This window comes from Vibrio sp. PBL-C16 (assembly GCF_034321865.1).
Lineage (GTDB): Bacteria > Pseudomonadota > Gammaproteobacteria > Enterobacterales > Vibrionaceae > Vibrio > Vibrio alginolyticus.
In genome coordinates this window covers 827,271-843,550 of the sequence record NZ_JAXLNY010000002.1, presented here as the reverse complement: position 1 = coordinate 843,550, position 16,280 = coordinate 827,271, and the positions used below count along the sequence as shown (strand labels likewise).

Here is a 16,280-nt window from a genome sequence, read left to right as displayed (position 1 = left end):
ATCAATTAATGGGGTTATACCTTTGGGTTTTCAACCCCATTCCATTCGATTATTAGATAGGGCGCACACTATCTTTATCAAGCTCTGCAGCAAAACGACGTTCAATAAATTGAACATTTGGATCGTTTTCTAAACTGTTCAGCGCTTGCTGTAATTTCTCTTGGTAGAGCCTATCTCTCAGTTCAAGTGGTGTTTCTCCACTCTCCCCTATTTCGATGCTCATGTGGCACTCTTCACCTAACACGGTATTAAGTGCTTTGAGCAATTCGGCTTGAGCTCTATCAGTATTCAAATGAGCTTGGCTGCTTCTCAATAGTAACGAAACGGTTGTTCCTTCCTTACTATAATGAGAGTTTAGCGCAAGTTGCTCTACCAGCTTAGGGATCTCCATTAAGCTGATGAGCTTCGCCCATTCATTATGTTCTAATGACTCATCGATGAGCTTTTGTGCCATTTCAGGCGTTTTCTCATGCTCAAGTGCCTGCTTGAGCTGCGTAGGTGTCAGTTTTGTATTTACTTTTGTCTCAACAGGCTTGCTTGGACGCCAGCGATACGCTTCCTCAACTTGTGGCTCCGTCGACTTCGGAGCTGAGTTTGGCGACACCTGCGCGGAATTGCCATGCAATTGCGCTACTCGGTCGATAACCGATTCTGGTTGTGCAGATGCCGCTTTAGGCTTTTTTGAGCCACCATTTTGAGGAGTGTTCTGTTGTAGGCCTTGACGCTGAGAACGTAATTGGTGACGTAAACCGCTTAGACCACCGCGCGCTGGTGTTGAAACGCTCTCTTGCATTTGCTGAGGTGGCGTTTCATGCTGCGGCGCTGGGTTTTCACTCATCGGCGGCGCCATATCATACTGTGGTGGAACCGTCTCATATCCACTCGCTTGATACTCAGGTTGCGAACTGGATGAAGGTTGAGGCGCCACTTGTGGTGTGCTTTGTGCTGGACTCGGCTGCTGAGCTCGAGGAGCAGCGGCTGTCTGAGCTGGCGCAGCCTTTGGTTGACTGGTACTTTGAGCCGGAGATGACGCTGGCTCGCAGTTACTAGAAACAACATTTGCCCCACTGTTATTTGATGGGCGGAACGCCATCATACGCAGCACAATCATTTCCAAACCGACTCGCCCATTTGGCGAGAGGGTCAAATCTTCACGACCTTTCAATGCAATTTGATAGTAAAGCTGAACGTCTTGCGGGCTTAGAGCTTTACTCAACAGCTCAATTTTCTCTGCATCTGGTTGTGCTCGGTCTAGCGACGCTGGCAGCGCTTGATACATCGCAATTCGATGAAGCTGTGTTGCGACTTGCTGCAACAAACCATCCCACTCAACACCATTTGCTGCTAATTGCTGGATTTTATCCATGGCTTGTTGAGGTTGCTTGCTGCTGATTGACTCCAGTAAGTGAATCGCTTGGTCGGTATCAATCGTCCCCAACATGTGGTTGACAATATCAGTTTGCACCGCACCGTTACCTAAAGCAATTGCTTGATCAGTCAAGCTAAGAGCATCACGCATACTGCCATCTGCAGCATGTGAGATCATACCCAACGCTTTTGGCTCTGCTGAAACTTGCTCTTGACCTAGGATGTAATCAAGTTGCTGGTGAATATCATCAACGCTGATTGGTTTCAGATGAAACTGAAGACAACGCGACAATATAGTGACAGGCAGCTTTTGTGGATCAGTTGTTGCGAGTAAGAACTTCACATACTCTGGCGGCTCTTCCAGGGTTTTCAACAACGCATTGAAAGAGTGACGCGATAGCATGTGCACCTCATCGATGAGGTACACTTTAAAACGTCCACGAGCAGGTTTGTATTGAACGTTGTCTAACAGTTCACGAGTGTCTTCAACTTTAGTACGTGATGCTGCGTCGATTTCAAGAAGATCGACAAAGCGACCTTCATCAATTTCACGACAAGTATCACACTTACCACAAGGTGTCGCGGTAATGCCGGTTTCGCAGTTCAAGCCTTTGGCAAACAGCCTACCGATACTCGTTTTACCCACACCACGAGTCCCGCTGAACAGATAAGCATGGTGTAAACGGTTTTGCGCCAGTGCGTTTTCCAACGCCGTCAGGACATGTTTTTGTCCGACAACTTGGTCAAACTGATTAGGACGCCATTTTCGCGCTAAAGCTAAATAACTCATTGAATGTATTAATGTCCTTCAAAATCGCAAATGCTGTACACGTTTAGACCTAGTGCTTCTAAACGTTTATCACCACCGATTTCTGGTAGGTTGATAACGAACGCAGCGTGCTCAACTTCACCGCCCAGTTGGCGAATCAGTTTAGTCGTCGCTTCAATAGTACCGCCCGTTGCCAATAAATCGTCGACAACCAGTACTTTGTCACCTTCAACGATGGCATCTGTATGGATTTCTAGTGTATCAACGCCGTATTCAAGCTCATAAGATTGAGCAACAGTAGGGCGTGGTAGCTTGCCTGGTTTACGCACTGGTACAAAACCAACACCTAGCTCAAGCGCTAAAGGCGCACCAAATAAAAAGCCACGAGCTTCCGTACCCACAACCTTGGTAAAGCCCATATCTTTGTAACGTTCAACAAGTAAGTTGATCGTCGCTTGGTATGCGTTCGCGTCTTCAAGAAGGCTCGTCACATCACGAAATAGAATGCCTGGCTTTGGGTAGTCTTGGATGCTTTTGATGCTAGATTTGATCAGTGAAATTGTTTCTGTAGTCATAATACCGATTTACTTAGATTGGCTCATCGCCCTCTCTAATCGCAGTATCACGAGGGCAACGAACAATAGGTTTTCACCACTATGTGCTTATTTTCGTAAAAGTCACAGGCGCTGAAAATACAAACGCCCACTCGAAGAGCGGGCACACTATTCTCTACAATCTTAGTGATTTTCTTCTCGGTCAGCAACCAACTCAATCACAGGCAGACGCATAAACCAGCTGAGTAAAACGATTAGCATCACTAAAAGACCAATTTTTACCCAAACGAGGGGGACAACAACGATTGAAACAATGAAACTAAGCGCAATAAAAATCGCACCACGCTTTTTTACTTTTGAAGTAACAGCCCGATGCTTATGCCAATTGCCGAGAATGGGTCCAAACGTTTTGTGGTTATGTAACCATTGATGAAATGCGGGGCTACCACGCATAAAACATGCGCTAGCAAGCAAAATAAAAGGTGTGGTGGGTAAAAGTGGAAGGGCTATGCCGGCTATGCCGAGCACAATACAGAGTCCACCAACAGTATTGAAAAAGTAACGCTTAATACGAATGGTGAACTCCGGTACAAAATAGCTAGATTAAAAGCCTGCGTAACCATTCATTACACGAAGCCAGGTTAGCGTTGCAGGAAGTGTTGGGATCAAAAGAACTGCAATAAAACCTAAAAAGTAAAAAATATTATAAGGCTCTTTAAAATCTTTGTCTGCCATGATGTGTCTTCTCACTAGTTGACTTTGCTTCTCCCAAGGCACAGCGTTAAATTATCGTTGCACAAATGGGTCATTATTGTTTTAAGCGCTGACTATACATTAAACAGCCAAATCTAAACACCAGTAAAAAGTAAGGTTATTAAACTAAACGTATGTTGTTTTGGTGGTTCTAAAAAGATAATAAGCAGCGTAAGGACGCTGCTTATTGGTTTGCAAGTCATAATTATACTAGTCGGGATTTCCGGGTAATACTTAAACTAAAACTTGAAGAACCTAAACACCCGATAGATAACTGTCCTGCAACACTAAGCGGTAAATCGCGGGTGATGAAGTTTTTCATACTTCCTCCCCCTAAACGGTTACCTGCTGCGATGTGTTGATTCGTATTTCCGTCAGACCAATGGCTATCTAAACCCGCAGGCAATATAGAGACCGAGGATGAAGCGAGGTCGGCGACACCAAACACAGCATTGACTGCACCCGCACACTCCGAACACTCAATTCCTTTTTCAATGATCCCTACCATGTCCTTGAGATCAGCACTGAAACTTTTCAAGTTACGGAGATAGTCGTCAAACAATGCCCTAACGAGCAATGTCGTCGCAACTCCATCATTAGCTTGGGAAGCAGAATCAACTAGATAAAACGCAAATTGACCATTCATTAACCAACGATAATCGAAAACCAAGGGCATCACATCCGTCGATTGCAATAAACGGTACGAGCAGCGCCAATCTCCCTGAGCAGCATCCTTTTCTGGCAATAGAGCTTGCAGTAAATCTCTTGCCGCACTCGGATTCTGTTGTAAATATTCCAGATGCCAATACAGCTCTTGTTCATCTGGGATTTCACCACCATCATCAACCCTGAACCACTGACTTGAAAAGTCACGTTGTTCTGAGAAGTGGCTATCGGTATCTTCTAGCGTATTCTCTATCGCCTGAGATAGGTGCTCATAATTACCTATCGGTTTAGGAAGAAAATCTTTAATACCAAATCGCAACGCTTTCGCGACATCGGACATTTCATCCGTGCCTGATACCACGATAAGCGGCATATATGGGTATTCGAGACTAACTTCTTCGACGAACTCGATACCATCTAAGACCGGCATCGATAAATCACATAAGATAAGATCGGGTTGGCATTCCCTGAGTTGTTGAAGCGCTTCTAGGCCGTTTTCTGCTTCTACTACTTTAAAACCCTGACTTTCTAAATAGGCATTGGTTACTTTACGAAATATTGGATCATCGTCCACCAACATTATTAGTTTTTGATTAATCACTTCCTGTGCCGAGACCATTGCCGTTTGACTGTGAGTCTTAAACATACCTTTATCCCTCACAAAGCTCAGTCAAAAAAACAGATTTATTATTAAGTCATTATTTTTGTTGTGTTTACTTCCAGCAAAACGTGTCACAGCAAGACCTGAGGCCGCTTTGCCTTGTTATAAAACTTAGCTCGGAAACTGCATTAATACAAATATTACGGCGTATAACAGTATTTACTCAAACAGGGTTGCTGTGTTCAAATGATGCAACATGTTGACTTAAAGCAAGCTTTGATCACAAAGTTAATTATAAATTAACCGTAATCGGTAATTTAATGTGTCTGGAAATATGAAATTAGATGACTTAAACCTGTTTCGACTGGTTGTCGAAAATGGGAGCTACACCGCAACTTCGCGAAAAACCATGATCCCGGTTGCGACCATCACCCGACGCATTCAAGCGCTAGAAGACTCTGTCAATCTTCGACTATTGAACCGTCATGCTCGCAAACTCTCGCTCACTGAAGCAGGGGAACGTTTTTACCATGAGTGCTCTCCTTTACTACAAAGGCTAACAACCGCAGCAGAGGAAATCACTGACGACTGCCGAGGAGCATCCGGCAAGATTAAGATATCCGCGCCTTACAACTTAACTAAACGAATGATGATGCCGATGTTCAACAGCTTTATGAAGCAGTACCCGGACATCAACATTGAGCTAACGACAGAGAATAATGCGGACAAGCTTGACCCTACTGAATGGGATGTAATTTTTAGAGTGGGACCGCAACGCGACTCTAGCCTCATCGCGCGTAAGATTGGCGAGGTGAAGGATATTCTCGTTGCAAGCCCTGACTATCTAACCTCAAATCCTGCGCCACACCATGCAGAAGAGCTCTCTAACCATTCATTGCTAAAAGGGTACCCACTTATTAAGTGGACCTTGATTAATAGCAAAGGCGAGTCTGTGGTGAATGTTGATCGTGGTCGTTTTCAAGCAAACGCGCTCAATGTGGTGCGCAGTGCTTGTTCCGAAGGTTTAGGCATCACACTAATGCCAGATGTCATGATCAAAGAGTACATCGAGAGCGGCGATTTGGTACGCGTACTGCCAGATTGGAGTGCAAACCCGCGCGACATTTATATGCTTTACAACCACAAAGACCACCTGCCAGAGAAAGTTCGCCTCTTTATTGACTTTGTGATCGCTTATAACATTCACTAATTAGATAGCGAAAACAAAAAACCAGAGCCAAAGCTCTGGTTTTTTTACGACTTAAGAAAGCGCATCCTATGCGCCTTCGTTATGAAGCTCTAGGTTTGCTAAATCCTGTTGGATTTCAAGTTGTGTTTTCGCATCATCGTTACGAAGACCATCTAAAAAATCTAGGTATTGTTGGTCAATATCACCCGTTACGTATTCGCCGTTAAACACGGATGTATCGAACTGAGTAATATCTTGGTTTCCAAGACCGACCGCCTCTACCAAATCTTCTAGGCGTTGATAAATAAGCGCATCGGCACCAATCTGCTTACAAATTGTATCGTTGTCGCGGCCATGGGCAATAAGCTCTGTAGCACTTGGCATATCAATGCCGTATACGTTCGGGAAACGAACTTCAGGAGCCGCTGAGACCATGTACACTTTCTTGGCACCAGAATCACGAGCCATCTCAATAATCTGCTCTGACGTTGTACCTCGAACAATAGAGTCATCCACCAGCAACACATTCTTACCTTTGAATTCCGAACGAATAGCATTCAACTTGCGACGTACTGATTTCTTACGTTGTTGCTGGCCAGGCATGATAAACGTACGTCCAACATAACGGTTTTTCACGAAACCCTGGCGATAAGGGATATCGATCGCTTGAGCGATTTGCAGTGCAATGTCGCAAGACGTTTCAGGGATAGGAATGACAACATCGATATCAAGGTTTGCATAATCTTCACGAATACGTTCGCCCAGCTTTTTACCCATTTCAACGCGAGCGCTGTATACCGAAATTTTATCGATGAACGAATCCGGACGAGCAAAGTACACGAACTCGAAAATACAAGGGTTCAGCTTAGGATTGTCTGCACACTGCTTCGTGTAAAGCTCACCGTCAAACGTTGCGTAAATCGCTTCACCAGGTGCAACATCACGGACGAAATCAAAACCGACCGCATCCAATGCCACCGATTCAGACGCAACCATGTACTCTGCTCTGCCGTTAACTTCACGCTTACCTAAACACAGCGGGCGAATACCGTGTGGGTCACGAAATGCAATCATACCATGACCAATGATCATGGCGGTCACAGCATAAGCACCGCGAATTGTGCGATGAACATTGGTGACTGCGCGGAATACGTCTTCGGTCGTGACATTTCCTTTTACTGAGTCAATTTCGTGCGCCAGTACATTTAGTAATACTTCGGAGTCTGAAGTGGTATTGATATGACGGCGATCTTTTTCAAACAGCTTCTGACGAACTTCGTTAGCGTTGGTCAAGTTACCGTTGTGGGCAAGTGTAATACCGAAAGGAGAGTTTACGTAGAAAGGTTGAGCTTCTGAAGCACTTGAACTGCCTGCTGTAGGGTAACGAACATGACCAATTCCGACCTCGCCTTGCAGGCGCTGCATGTGTCTTGCTTCAAATACATCCTTGACTAAACCGTTCGCCTTACGTAGACGAAAACGATTGCTTTCTATAGTACAAATACCAGCGGCATCTTGGCCACGATGCTGTAACACCGTTAACGCGTCATAAATAGACTGGTTTACAGGCGTTGTGCCCACGATTCCAACAATACCACACATGTCCTAATCCTCGATTTGCGACAGTAGCTGGCACTACTAGATAGTGCCAGACAGAAAACTTGATGTTGCTTGTAAATGCTCGAAGAATGGGGCGATGATACGGCTGAACTCAGGGATCAACTGTGAATCTTTCCACCAATCCGAGCTTGGGAATGCAGTAAACGCATCCATAAAAAACAGCACCGCAGAAACAATTAAGACTCCGCGTAGACCACCAAATACAATCCCGAGAATTCGGTCCGTACCTGATAGCCCTGTTTTTTGTACCAGTTGACCAATGACGTAATTCACCACTGCACCAACTACCAAGGTTGCGACAAATAACGCCGCAATCGCCGCTCCGTTACGAAACATATCATCTTCGATGTTGGTGAAGTACACCGCCAATTTGGCATAGTAATTACTGGAGATAAAAAACGCTCCGAACCAAATCACCAAAGACAAAGCTTCTTTAGCAAAACCGCGAACTAAACTGATCAGAGCTGAAAATCCGATCACACCTAAAATGATAAAATCTATCCAATTCATCTTTTCTTCATCTTAAGTTGGCGCGCATTTTAACAGAAAAAATGCTGACGCAAACGTTTTCTTATGGATTTAATGGCTTAAATTTAAGCAATTGACCTTTTGAACCTGTAATTTTTTGTAATTCTTGAACTTGTCGTTCAAGTTTACTTTTTGACACATCAGGGCCAACAATCACTCTCGTAAACTCGTTTTCTTTCTTTGTGTGAGCTTGATAACCACGCTTTTGCAAATCCGCGACAAGCGCGACAGCATTTTCGTGATTCTTAAGTGCCATCAACTGAATGATCCAAGCTGAATCTTCATATTGATTTTTCTCTTGAACAGGACGAGTGACGACCTCAACTTGCTCTGGTTGTTTGATGACCTCAGGTTTAGATGTTGGCACTGGCTCGGGCTCAGAAACGGCTACTTGAGCATCCTCACGTTCTTGCACTACAGCTTCAACCGGAGAATCCGGTAACGTAATGTCGTCTTCCACTGGCTCTAATATTTCGAAGTTTTCCACATCACTATCAAGTTCTGGTTTGATAGGAATACTGGCAAATTCTTCTTTGTAGTGCAGTTTCTTACCATCTAGCACATCGGGAAGAACAATGACTCCGACTGCGACTAGAATGATGGTGCCGACTAAACGACTTTGGAATTTACTTGCCATCAAAATACCTTTACTTATTTATTATTTGATTGCCAATGTTCCAATACCTCTCCGACGGTATGGAATGATCCAACCACCAGAATAACGTCTCCTGTCTTTGCGTGGCTTCTCGCACTCTCGAAGGCGTCAACAGGGTTTTCAAAATGAACTTGCCCATCAGGTAAGTATTGGCACAATTCATCAGCGGTCGCCGCTCTCGGTCCAGTAAGCGACGCTGGATACCATTGTGTTGCAACTGGAGTTAGCGCTTCAATGGTTGCTTTAATGTCCTTGTCATGCAGCATTGCAACCACAATATGGATATTCTTACCCAGATATTGTTGCTTCACTCTCTCTACCAAATACTCAGCAGAGTGCGGGTTATGAGCGACATCAAGGACTATTTCAGGTTCGTGATGCAGTACTTGCATACGCCCCGCCAAACGCGCATTATTCAAGCCATTGACAATATTTATGTCAGTGATTTGCAATTCCGAAGCCCCTAGTGCCATCAGTGCAGTGGCTGCATTTTGTAATGGTAGCGATGGGATTGGTAAATCCTCTAACTCAAATGCCCCACTGCTCCATTTCCAACCATTATCAGTTAGTTGGTAATCGTACTGAATACCTACTTGGAAGAACTCAGAACCAATATCGTCAGCATGAGCCGCCACGGTCGCTGGTGGCGTCGGTTGACCACAAATTGCTGGCTTCCCTGAACGGTAAATGCCCGCTTTTTCAAAACCAATAACATTGATGTCATCACCAAGCCAATCCACATGATCGATCGCTAAGCTCGTAATAACAGAAACATCATGGTCAACAACGTTAGTGGCGTCTAGACGGCCGCCAAGTCCTACTTCAAGTAAGACAACGTCAACTTTCTCTACTTGGAAAATACGTAGCGCAGCAAGCGTACCGAATTCAAAGAGGCTAAGGCTAACATCACCACGCTGCTTTTCTACATAATCGAATGCTTCACAGTGCTTGGCATCTACAACGTCAACGCCATTAATGCGTACACGCTCGTTGTAACGAATCAGGTGCGGAGAACTATAAACACCGACTGAATAGCCAGCATCAAGTAAAATGGCTTCCATTAACGCACACGTTGAGCCTTTGCCATTGGTTCCGGCAACGGTGATTACGGTTGGAGCTGGTTTGGTAAGATTGGCTTTGTTTGCTACCGCTTGGACACGGTCTAAGCCTAGATCAATTGCTGAGGAATGAATATTTGCTAAATAATCAAGCCACATCTCTAATGAAGATGTGGCTTGAGGAATTGGGTTTTGGGTCATCTAACTTTAACCATTAAATTCTTTGGTTTTTATGTTAGTTGATACTTTACCCTTTTTCGTCCGCTTCTGGTACAGAATATGGCTCTTCATTTGGAGATTCGTTAACCGAAACCACCAAAGGAGACTTGTGGTTAGTCATCTTAGCGATAAGACCACCCACACGCTGACGCATTTCACGACGGTCAACGATCATATCAATAGCACCGTGATCAAGTAGGAACTCACTACGCTGGAAACCTTCAGGAAGATCTTCACGTACAGTTTGCTCGATTACACGACGACCAGCAAAGCCAATGAGGGCCTTAGGTTCACCGATGTTGATATCACCCAACATAGCCAAACTTGCTGATACACCACCCATTGTAGGGTCAGTTAGAACAGAAATAAACGGCAGACCTTTTTCTGATAAACGCTCAAGCGCAGCACTGGTTTTTGCCATTTGCATAAGAGACATTAAAGCCTCTTGCATACGAGCACCACCACTTGCTGAGAAACAAACAAGCGCACAGTTATTTTCAATGGCTGCATCCACTGCTTTCACAAAGCGAGCACCAACGACTGAACCCATTGAACCACCCATAAAGGAGAATTCAAACGCACACGCCACAAGCGGCAGACCAAGCAATTCACCCTGCATCACAACTAGCGCATCTTTCTCACCGCTATTTTTTTGTGCAGCAGAGATACGCTCTTTGTATCGCTTAGAATCTTTAAATTTCAGTTTATCCTGTGGCTCAAGTTCAGAACCTAATTCAACTCGATTACCTTCATCTAAAAATGTTTCCAAACGACGACGCGCTTTCATACGCATGTGATGGTTACACTTTGGACAAACTTCTAAGTTACGCTCTAGTTCAGCATGGTATAAAACCTGTTCACAAGAGGTACATTTAGTCCACACACCTTCTGGGATAGAAGCTTTGCGTGAACTTACTAGATTGCTTTTCTCTAAAATCTTTTCAAGCCAACTCATGGAAGACCTTTTCTCTCAACTCTTCCGCTTCATTGCGAAAGATATAAATTCGACATAATACCGACGGATTAAACCATATCTTGCAGCTACTGTAGATAAAAAACTGGTTGTACCTATTTTTGATATCGTAAATAGCGTATGTTTTCCGTTCACATTCAATGTAAACACTACCGATATTTTGAAATAAGTTTGTAAAATTAGTTCAAATTATCTGGTAAAAACAGTGGACCGATCGGCACTTCAGGTAACCCAAACTCTTCTGGGTAGTCTACATCTACCAGGTACAGACCTTCCGCTTTCGCTGTCGCACCCGCTAGTTTGCGATCTTTGGCTTCTAATAACCACTTGATCCATTCAGGACTCTCTTCGCCACGTCCAACTTTTATCAAGCTACCCGTGATATTACGAACCATATGATGCACGAACGCATTAGCTTTAATATCAATAACCACATAGTTCCCATGGCGCGTAACGTTCAGATGCATCAAGTTTCGAAATGGGCTGCGAGACTGACAATGCGCCGCGCGAAACGACGTAAAATCATTTTCGCCAAGTAGGAACTGCCCTGCTTCATGCATTTTTTTCTCGTCGAGCTCACCATGATAGTGACTAACCCCCGAGTTTAGGATGCCTGGACGTAAAGCATGATTGAAAATAATGTAACGATAACGGCGAGCTGTCGCTGAGAATCTTGCATGGAAATCATCTGAAACTTCCTTAGCCCAACGAACCGCTATATCGCTTGGCATGTTCGCGTTTGCGCCCATGGTCCAAGCTACCATTTTTCGAGTAACGTTGGTATCAAAGTGCACAACTTGTCCCGTGCCATGCACGCCTGCGTCTGTCCGACCAGCACACTGAACTTCAACTGGGTGATTAGCGACGACGGACAATGCTTTCTCTAGCTCTTCTTGGACACTTTTCACTTCTCTTTGGCGCTGCCAACCAAAGTAGTTTGTACCGTTGTACTCGATACCTAATGCGATTCTCATCTTAACCTTCGAACTCTAAAATGGGGCGGGAAGTATATACTCAAGTCACCTCAAGTTGCCAGTTTCACCAAGGGTGACATAAAGGTAGCATCCTACTAACGGGACACAAAAAGGGTAGCAAACGCTACCCTTTTGTTTCGGTTTATCGGCCATTAATGGCGTCAATCAGGCTTTTTGCTTCGCGGCGAATATCATCCTCACCGTAAACAATCGCCTCTTCTAGTAGTTTAATCGCCCCTTGAGAATCGTTCATCTCGAGATAGATTTTAGCCAAATCCAGTTTCCCAGCCGCTTCAGCATTGTTATCTACGTCAATATCGCCGATCTCGCCGATAACATCTGGAAACTCGTTCAATCCGACATCGAGCTTAAGGTCTTCTTCTTCGAACTCACCACCTTCTCTGTCGACCTGAGCCATCAATTCATCAATCGTCATAAATTGATTTTTCTTCGGGTCGAAGTCATCCAAGTCGCTTTGCTCTGCCCAGTTTTCTTGCGCGATCTCTGGCTGACTTAGTGCATCACTCGAATTCCAAACATCACGCTGGTCCTCAGGCACTTCTTCAGTAGAACTTACGTTATCAGCAGCGGGTTTAAAGCCATCCCAATCATCTCCAACATCAAGCATGGTTTCAAAATCCATACCTGCACTTGCGATGGTGTCACTGTCTAGTTTACCTTCAAATACTTCTGAGTTTGCGTCTTCCGCAAGAAGGTTAGCCATTGATGATTCATCATCCAAATTACTGAGCGGCTCACCCTCTGTCGCTGTTGGCTGCACTTCTGGGTCAGTATCAAAGCCGTTTTGCTGCGCAAATACTTCAAACAAAGCATCATGATCGTTATCGGCTTGAATAGCTGGTCTCGATGTCTCTGCTTCAACCTTAGGGCTCTCTGACGCACCCTCGTTCATTGACGCGAGAACATCTTCCTCATTGAACTCTGGAAGATCTTGGTCGTCAAAACTTAACTCTTCATCCTCACCGGAGATTGGTTCTATATCTGCAGTCTCAGAGCTCGGTAATTCTGGCTCTTCTTCCATAGACGCCAATGCGTCTTCTTCGCTGAACTCTGGCAAATCGAGCTCATCAAAATTGAATTCATCTTCTGATTCAGTTGGCAAGTCGGCTTCAACTTGTTCTGGCTTAACGGACTCGGACGTTTCTAACTCCGGCTCATCCGCCATAGACGCCAGTGCATCTTCTTCACTGAACTCTGGCAAATCGAGCTCATCAAAATTGAATTCATCTTCTGATTCAGCTGGCAAGTCTGCTTCAACCTGTTCTGGCTCAACGGACTCGGACGTTTCTAACTCCGGCTCATCCGTCATAGACGCCAATGCGTCTTCTTCACTAAACTCAGGAAGATCCAGCTCATCAAAATTGAACTCTTCTTCGGACTCGGTTGGTAAGTCAGCTTCGACTTGCTCTGGTTTAACGGACTCGAACGTTTCTAACTCCGGCTCATCCGCCATAGACGCCAATGCGTCTTCTTCACTAAACTCAGGAAGATCCAGCTCATCAAAATTGAATTCATCTTCTGATTCAGTTGGTAAGCCTGCTTCAACTTGTTCTGACTCAACGGACTCGGACGTTTCTGACTCCGGCTCATCTGCCATAGACGCCAATGCGTCTTCTTCGCTGAATTCTGGAAGATCTAGCTCATCAAAATTGAGTTCATCTTCTGAATCGTTGGTCGACTCAGTTTCCGGCTCCAATTCAGGTTCATCCAGTAGCCAATCTTCTTCTTGTGGAACACCGAATTCATTTTCTATTGTATTTGGTGTCGGTGTGAAGGCTGGAATGTCTTCCTCTTGCTCAACGTGAGGCTGTACCTCAGCATCGGACTCCACGTATGGTTCTTGTGTTGAATCAGTATCGGTAGCCTCTTGTTGTAGTGATGAAGCTTCCTCTATCTCCGTTTGTGTTTTTTCAACTTGCTGCGGTAAATCGTCTTCACTATCAAATAGAGCGTCAAGTTCAGCAGAAAAATCCGCTTTTTCTTGTTCTGTTGGCAGAAGTTCTTCACTGTCTGACTCAAATAGGTCGTCTAGCTCGCTCATTAAAGGATCATTCTCTGGTGAGAGGTCCTCTAAATCACCAAGAAATTCATCGCTGCTAAATGGCTCTGAAGCAGCCTCTGGCTCGGTTAATGGTTGATCTTTTGCAGCGTCTGGTTGGCTTTCACTTAATAAAGCGTCGATGTCCAATCCAGACTCAATGTCCTGATCTTCATGAGTTTGTTCTGACTCAACTACGGAAGATGGCTTTTCGTCGGCGTCTGATTCACCAAAACCAAGTGATTTCAGTAACTCTTCCTCTTCCGATTTATTCTGCTCTGGGCTCTCGTCCTCTCGAATCAGATCATCAAACGGATCTAAATCAGCTTCAGTCTCTTCATCAAGTTCAGAGGTAACATCATCAATGAGTTCATCCAGTAAGTCTGTGCTATCTGCGTCTAACTCTTCGATCGAGTCATCACCTTCAAAACCAGAGATTGCTTCTAGCTCGTTTAGTGGATCAAACTCGTCTGTGTCATCTTCATCAAAATCAATGAGTTCATCGAGTAGCTCTGTACTGTTTTCATCTAGAACAGGACCTTCATTGGCGTCAGCTTCTCGAACTTCCGATTCACTAGCCGGTTGTTCATACTGGGCCAATAGTTTATCGATATCGTCGTCAGATGCCTCTCCAACACTAAAGTCATCATCCGAAACGGGCTGTTTTAACTCAGGCTCATCAGTATCTAAATCGAAGTCATCGTTGCCAAGTTCAGCAAACAAGTCATCAAGCATATCCTGGTCGACAGTGTCACTTGGTAACTCTTCTGACGGCTCATCGGCTGCAAGTAACTCGGCAAATGCGTCGTCTGAAAGTGAGTCTGATTTCTCATTCGTATCATCCGAAAGATCGAAGCCAGACTCATCGTCATCGAGCACTTCTAGTTCTGGAGCAACCTCATCTAAGGCTCGCTCCATTTCTTCTAAACCAAGCGCTTTTTCTTCGCCGTTGACTTGGATACCATTGTTCGATGATTCAAACTCATCCAGACCAACATCTAGGTCACCGTCATCGCCAATATCTGCAAATGGGTCATCGTCCCCTTCCAGATTGAAATCAAGTTCTTCATCGTCGAGGTTAGCAAAGACGTCTTCTTCTAAATCTGACTTCTCTTCTTGTAAAGACTGTGTGTTGATATCTTCATCTGCAAACAATTCATCATCAAGCGTGAGCTCTTCATCAAGCTCATCCGCCGCCGCTAAACCGATTGGCGCCGCAAGAGGATCAACGTTTTGCTGTTCCTGTGCAGCCGCATCTTCCTCTTTCGCTTTAGAGCGTCGACCAAGAAGCATAACAACTAGCAACGCAATCAAAGCACCAGGAATTAATGCCGCAAGACCAACAAGCCAACCATTCGACAAAATTTTGTCCATGGTGCTTGGTTGCATGCGTTGTTGTTCAGCAAGGCGCTGGCGTTCTTCAGCAAGCAGCTTCTCGACTTCCGAGCGAATGCGTTCTTCGTCATTCAGCTCGCTTTTCAAAGTTTCGACTTCGCTTTGCACTTCTGACAGCATCAATCGAAGACGATGATTCTTCTCTTCTAATGACTCTAATTCACTTTGTGAGCCTTGAAGTTTGTCCTTTAGCGCACTGACCTGCTTTTCACCCTGCGGAGAGGTGGTTACTGGTGGCGCAGGGATGACGGGTATTGTTTTCGGAGTTGGTTTTGGCTCCGTTGCTGCCACTGTCTCTCGCTTAGCCGCAGGCTTGGGTTCTACTTTAATTTGTGGCTTTGGTTGCTCGGTGACTCGTTGTGCTGGCGTCGCTCTATTTGTCGGCTTCGGCTGTTTTAACTTAGCTTCATGCGCCTTCATAATCGCAACAGCTTGCGCTGTGGTCGCGCTTTGCACTTGCTCTAGAGAAGGTACTCGTAGCCGACTACCTGGGATCAATTCATGAATGTTTTGGTTCTCAAACGCTTGAGGGTTAATTCGGTAAATGGCAAGAAGCGTTTGTTGAACGGTAACACCGCGTGAAGGTCGTAATTCTGAAGCGATCGACCATAGTGTTTGATTTTCACCAGTCGGACCAAAGAAACGTGACGGTTGAGTATTCGCAGGAGGAGCAGGTAATGCTCGCTCAATATCTTCAGCATAGCTCGGAGATGATTGCACTTCACCAGACGGTCCAACAAGACGAATTCCTTCGGCTTGAACCACTGATGATGTCTGAGTCGCGCTCATCAACACAAGGGCTGCTAACAAACGCTTATAATTTTGACGCATAGAAGGCTCAGTTTTGTGCTAAATACAATTTGAAATGGTGATCGGTTAAATATATCGGATATCGCATG

General features: G+C 44.9%; 13 protein-coding genes. 1 reads left to right on the top strand and 12 read right to left on the bottom strand.

Going from position 1 to position 16,280, the window contains the following annotated elements; all coding sequences use genetic code 11:
- Positions 1 to 52: 52 nt before the first annotated feature.
- The 5 genes from dnaX to UQW94_RS12170 all read right to left on the bottom strand — a co-directional run bounded on the left by dnaX (position 53) and on the right by UQW94_RS12170 (position 4,756).
- Positions 53 to 2,158 carry a DNA polymerase III subunit gamma/tau gene (gene dnaX, locus UQW94_RS12190; protein WP_322142249.1) on the bottom strand — a complete coding sequence of 702 codons (2,106 nt, stop codon included), beginning with the start codon at positions 2,156 to 2,158 and terminating at the stop codon, positions 53 to 55.
- A gap of 8 nt (positions 2,159 to 2,166) precedes the next feature.
- Positions 2,167 to 2,712 (bottom strand): adenine phosphoribosyltransferase, encoded by a 546-nt coding sequence (gene apt, locus UQW94_RS12185; RefSeq protein ID WP_005384957.1) that lies wholly within the window; start codon positions 2,710 to 2,712, stop codon positions 2,167 to 2,169.
- Positions 2,713 to 2,874: 162 nt separating this feature from the next.
- On the bottom strand, positions 2,875 to 3,261 hold the full coding sequence (locus UQW94_RS12180; protein ID WP_373922388.1) for a YbaN family protein: 387 nt from the start codon (positions 3,259 to 3,261) through the stop codon (positions 2,875 to 2,877).
- Positions 3,262 to 3,294: 33 nt separating this feature from the next.
- Entirely contained in the window at positions 3,295 to 3,426 is a 132-nt protein-coding gene (locus UQW94_RS12175; protein ID WP_005380608.1) for a hypothetical protein, read from the bottom strand.
- A 223-nt stretch (positions 3,427 to 3,649) separates the two neighbouring features.
- Positions 3,650 to 4,756 (bottom strand): response regulator, encoded by a 1,107-nt coding sequence (locus UQW94_RS12170; RefSeq protein ID WP_005380606.1) that lies wholly within the window; start codon positions 4,754 to 4,756, stop codon positions 3,650 to 3,652.
- 289 nt (positions 4,757 to 5,045) lie between these two features.
- On the opposite strand from UQW94_RS12170, the gene UQW94_RS12165 reads away from it, so the two are divergent.
- Complete coding sequence (locus UQW94_RS12165) at positions 5,046 to 5,921, top strand: LysR family transcriptional regulator (RefSeq protein WP_005384959.1); 876 nt, start codon at positions 5,046 to 5,048, stop codon at positions 5,919 to 5,921.
- Between the two features lie 66 nt (positions 5,922 to 5,987).
- On the opposite strand, the gene purF is transcribed toward UQW94_RS12165, so the two are convergent.
- The 7 genes from purF to UQW94_RS12130 all read right to left on the bottom strand — a co-directional run bounded on the left by purF (position 5,988) and on the right by UQW94_RS12130 (position 16,212).
- Complete coding sequence (gene purF / locus UQW94_RS12160) at positions 5,988 to 7,502, bottom strand: amidophosphoribosyltransferase (protein WP_005380592.1); 1,515 nt, start codon at positions 7,500 to 7,502, stop codon at positions 5,988 to 5,990.
- 36 nt (positions 7,503 to 7,538) lie between these two features.
- A complete protein-coding gene (locus tag UQW94_RS12155) occupies positions 7,539 to 8,030 on the bottom strand; it encodes a CvpA family protein (RefSeq protein WP_005380590.1) in 492 nt (163 codons plus the stop codon).
- Positions 8,031 to 8,091: 61 nt separating this feature from the next.
- Positions 8,092 to 8,685: an SPOR domain-containing protein gene (locus tag UQW94_RS12150; protein WP_005380588.1), complete on the bottom strand. Its 594-nt coding sequence runs from the start codon at positions 8,683 to 8,685 to the stop codon at positions 8,092 to 8,094.
- Between the two features lie 14 nt (positions 8,686 to 8,699).
- Positions 8,700 to 9,962, bottom strand: a complete 1,263-nt coding sequence (gene folC / locus UQW94_RS12145) for a bifunctional tetrahydrofolate synthase/dihydrofolate synthase (RefSeq protein WP_017820798.1) — start codon at positions 9,960 to 9,962, stop codon at positions 8,700 to 8,702.
- Between the two features lie 46 nt (positions 9,963 to 10,008).
- Positions 10,009 to 10,935: an acetyl-CoA carboxylase, carboxyltransferase subunit beta gene (gene accD / locus UQW94_RS12140; RefSeq protein ID WP_005380583.1), complete on the bottom strand. Its 927-nt coding sequence runs from the start codon at positions 10,933 to 10,935 to the stop codon at positions 10,009 to 10,011.
- A 197-nt stretch (positions 10,936 to 11,132) separates the two neighbouring features.
- Complete coding sequence (truA, locus tag UQW94_RS12135) at positions 11,133 to 11,927, bottom strand: tRNA pseudouridine(38-40) synthase TruA (protein WP_005380566.1); 795 nt, start codon at positions 11,925 to 11,927, stop codon at positions 11,133 to 11,135.
- Positions 11,928 to 12,069: 142 nt separating this feature from the next.
- Positions 12,070 to 16,212: a FimV/HubP family polar landmark protein gene (locus UQW94_RS12130; RefSeq protein WP_322142248.1), complete on the bottom strand. Its 4,143-nt coding sequence runs from the start codon at positions 16,210 to 16,212 to the stop codon at positions 12,070 to 12,072.
- Positions 16,213 to 16,280 lie beyond the last annotated feature (68 nt).

Bases quoted from the DNA above. Each gene is read 5' to 3' on its own strand.
- truA (WP_005380566.1), bottom strand. From the start codon at position 11,927: ATGAGAATCGCATTAGGTATCGAGTACAACGGTACAAACTACTTTGGT.
- accD (WP_005380583.1), bottom strand. From the start codon at position 10,935: ATGAGTTGGCTTGAAAAGATTTTAGAGAAAAGCAATCTAGTAAGTTCA.
- dnaX (WP_322142249.1), bottom strand. From the start codon at position 2,158: ATGAGTTATTTAGCTTTAGCGCGAAAATGGCGTCCTAATCAGTTTGAC.
- UQW94_RS12130 (WP_322142248.1), bottom strand. From the start codon at position 16,212: ATGCGTCAAAATTATAAGCGTTTGTTAGCAGCCCTTGTGTTGATGAGC.
- UQW94_RS12165 (WP_005384959.1), top strand. From the start codon at position 5,046: ATGAAATTAGATGACTTAAACCTGTTTCGACTGGTTGTCGAAAATGGG.
- purF (WP_005380592.1), bottom strand. From the start codon at position 7,502: ATGTGTGGTATTGTTGGAATCGTGGGCACAACGCCTGTAAACCAGTCT.
- folC (WP_017820798.1), bottom strand. From the start codon at position 9,962: ATGACCCAAAACCCAATTCCTCAAGCCACATCTTCATTAGAGATGTGG.
- UQW94_RS12170 (WP_005380606.1), bottom strand. From the start codon at position 4,756: ATGTTTAAGACTCACAGTCAAACGGCAATGGTCTCGGCACAGGAAGTG.
- apt (WP_005384957.1), bottom strand. From the start codon at position 2,712: ATGACTACAGAAACAATTTCACTGATCAAATCTAGCATCAAAAGCATC.
- UQW94_RS12155 (WP_005380590.1), bottom strand. From the start codon at position 8,030: ATGAATTGGATAGATTTTATCATTTTAGGTGTGATCGGATTTTCAGCT.
- UQW94_RS12175 (WP_005380608.1), bottom strand. From the start codon at position 3,426: ATGGCAGACAAAGATTTTAAAGAGCCTTATAATATTTTTTACTTTTTA.
- UQW94_RS12150 (WP_005380588.1), bottom strand. From the start codon at position 8,685: ATGGCAAGTAAATTCCAAAGTCGTTTAGTCGGCACCATCATTCTAGTC.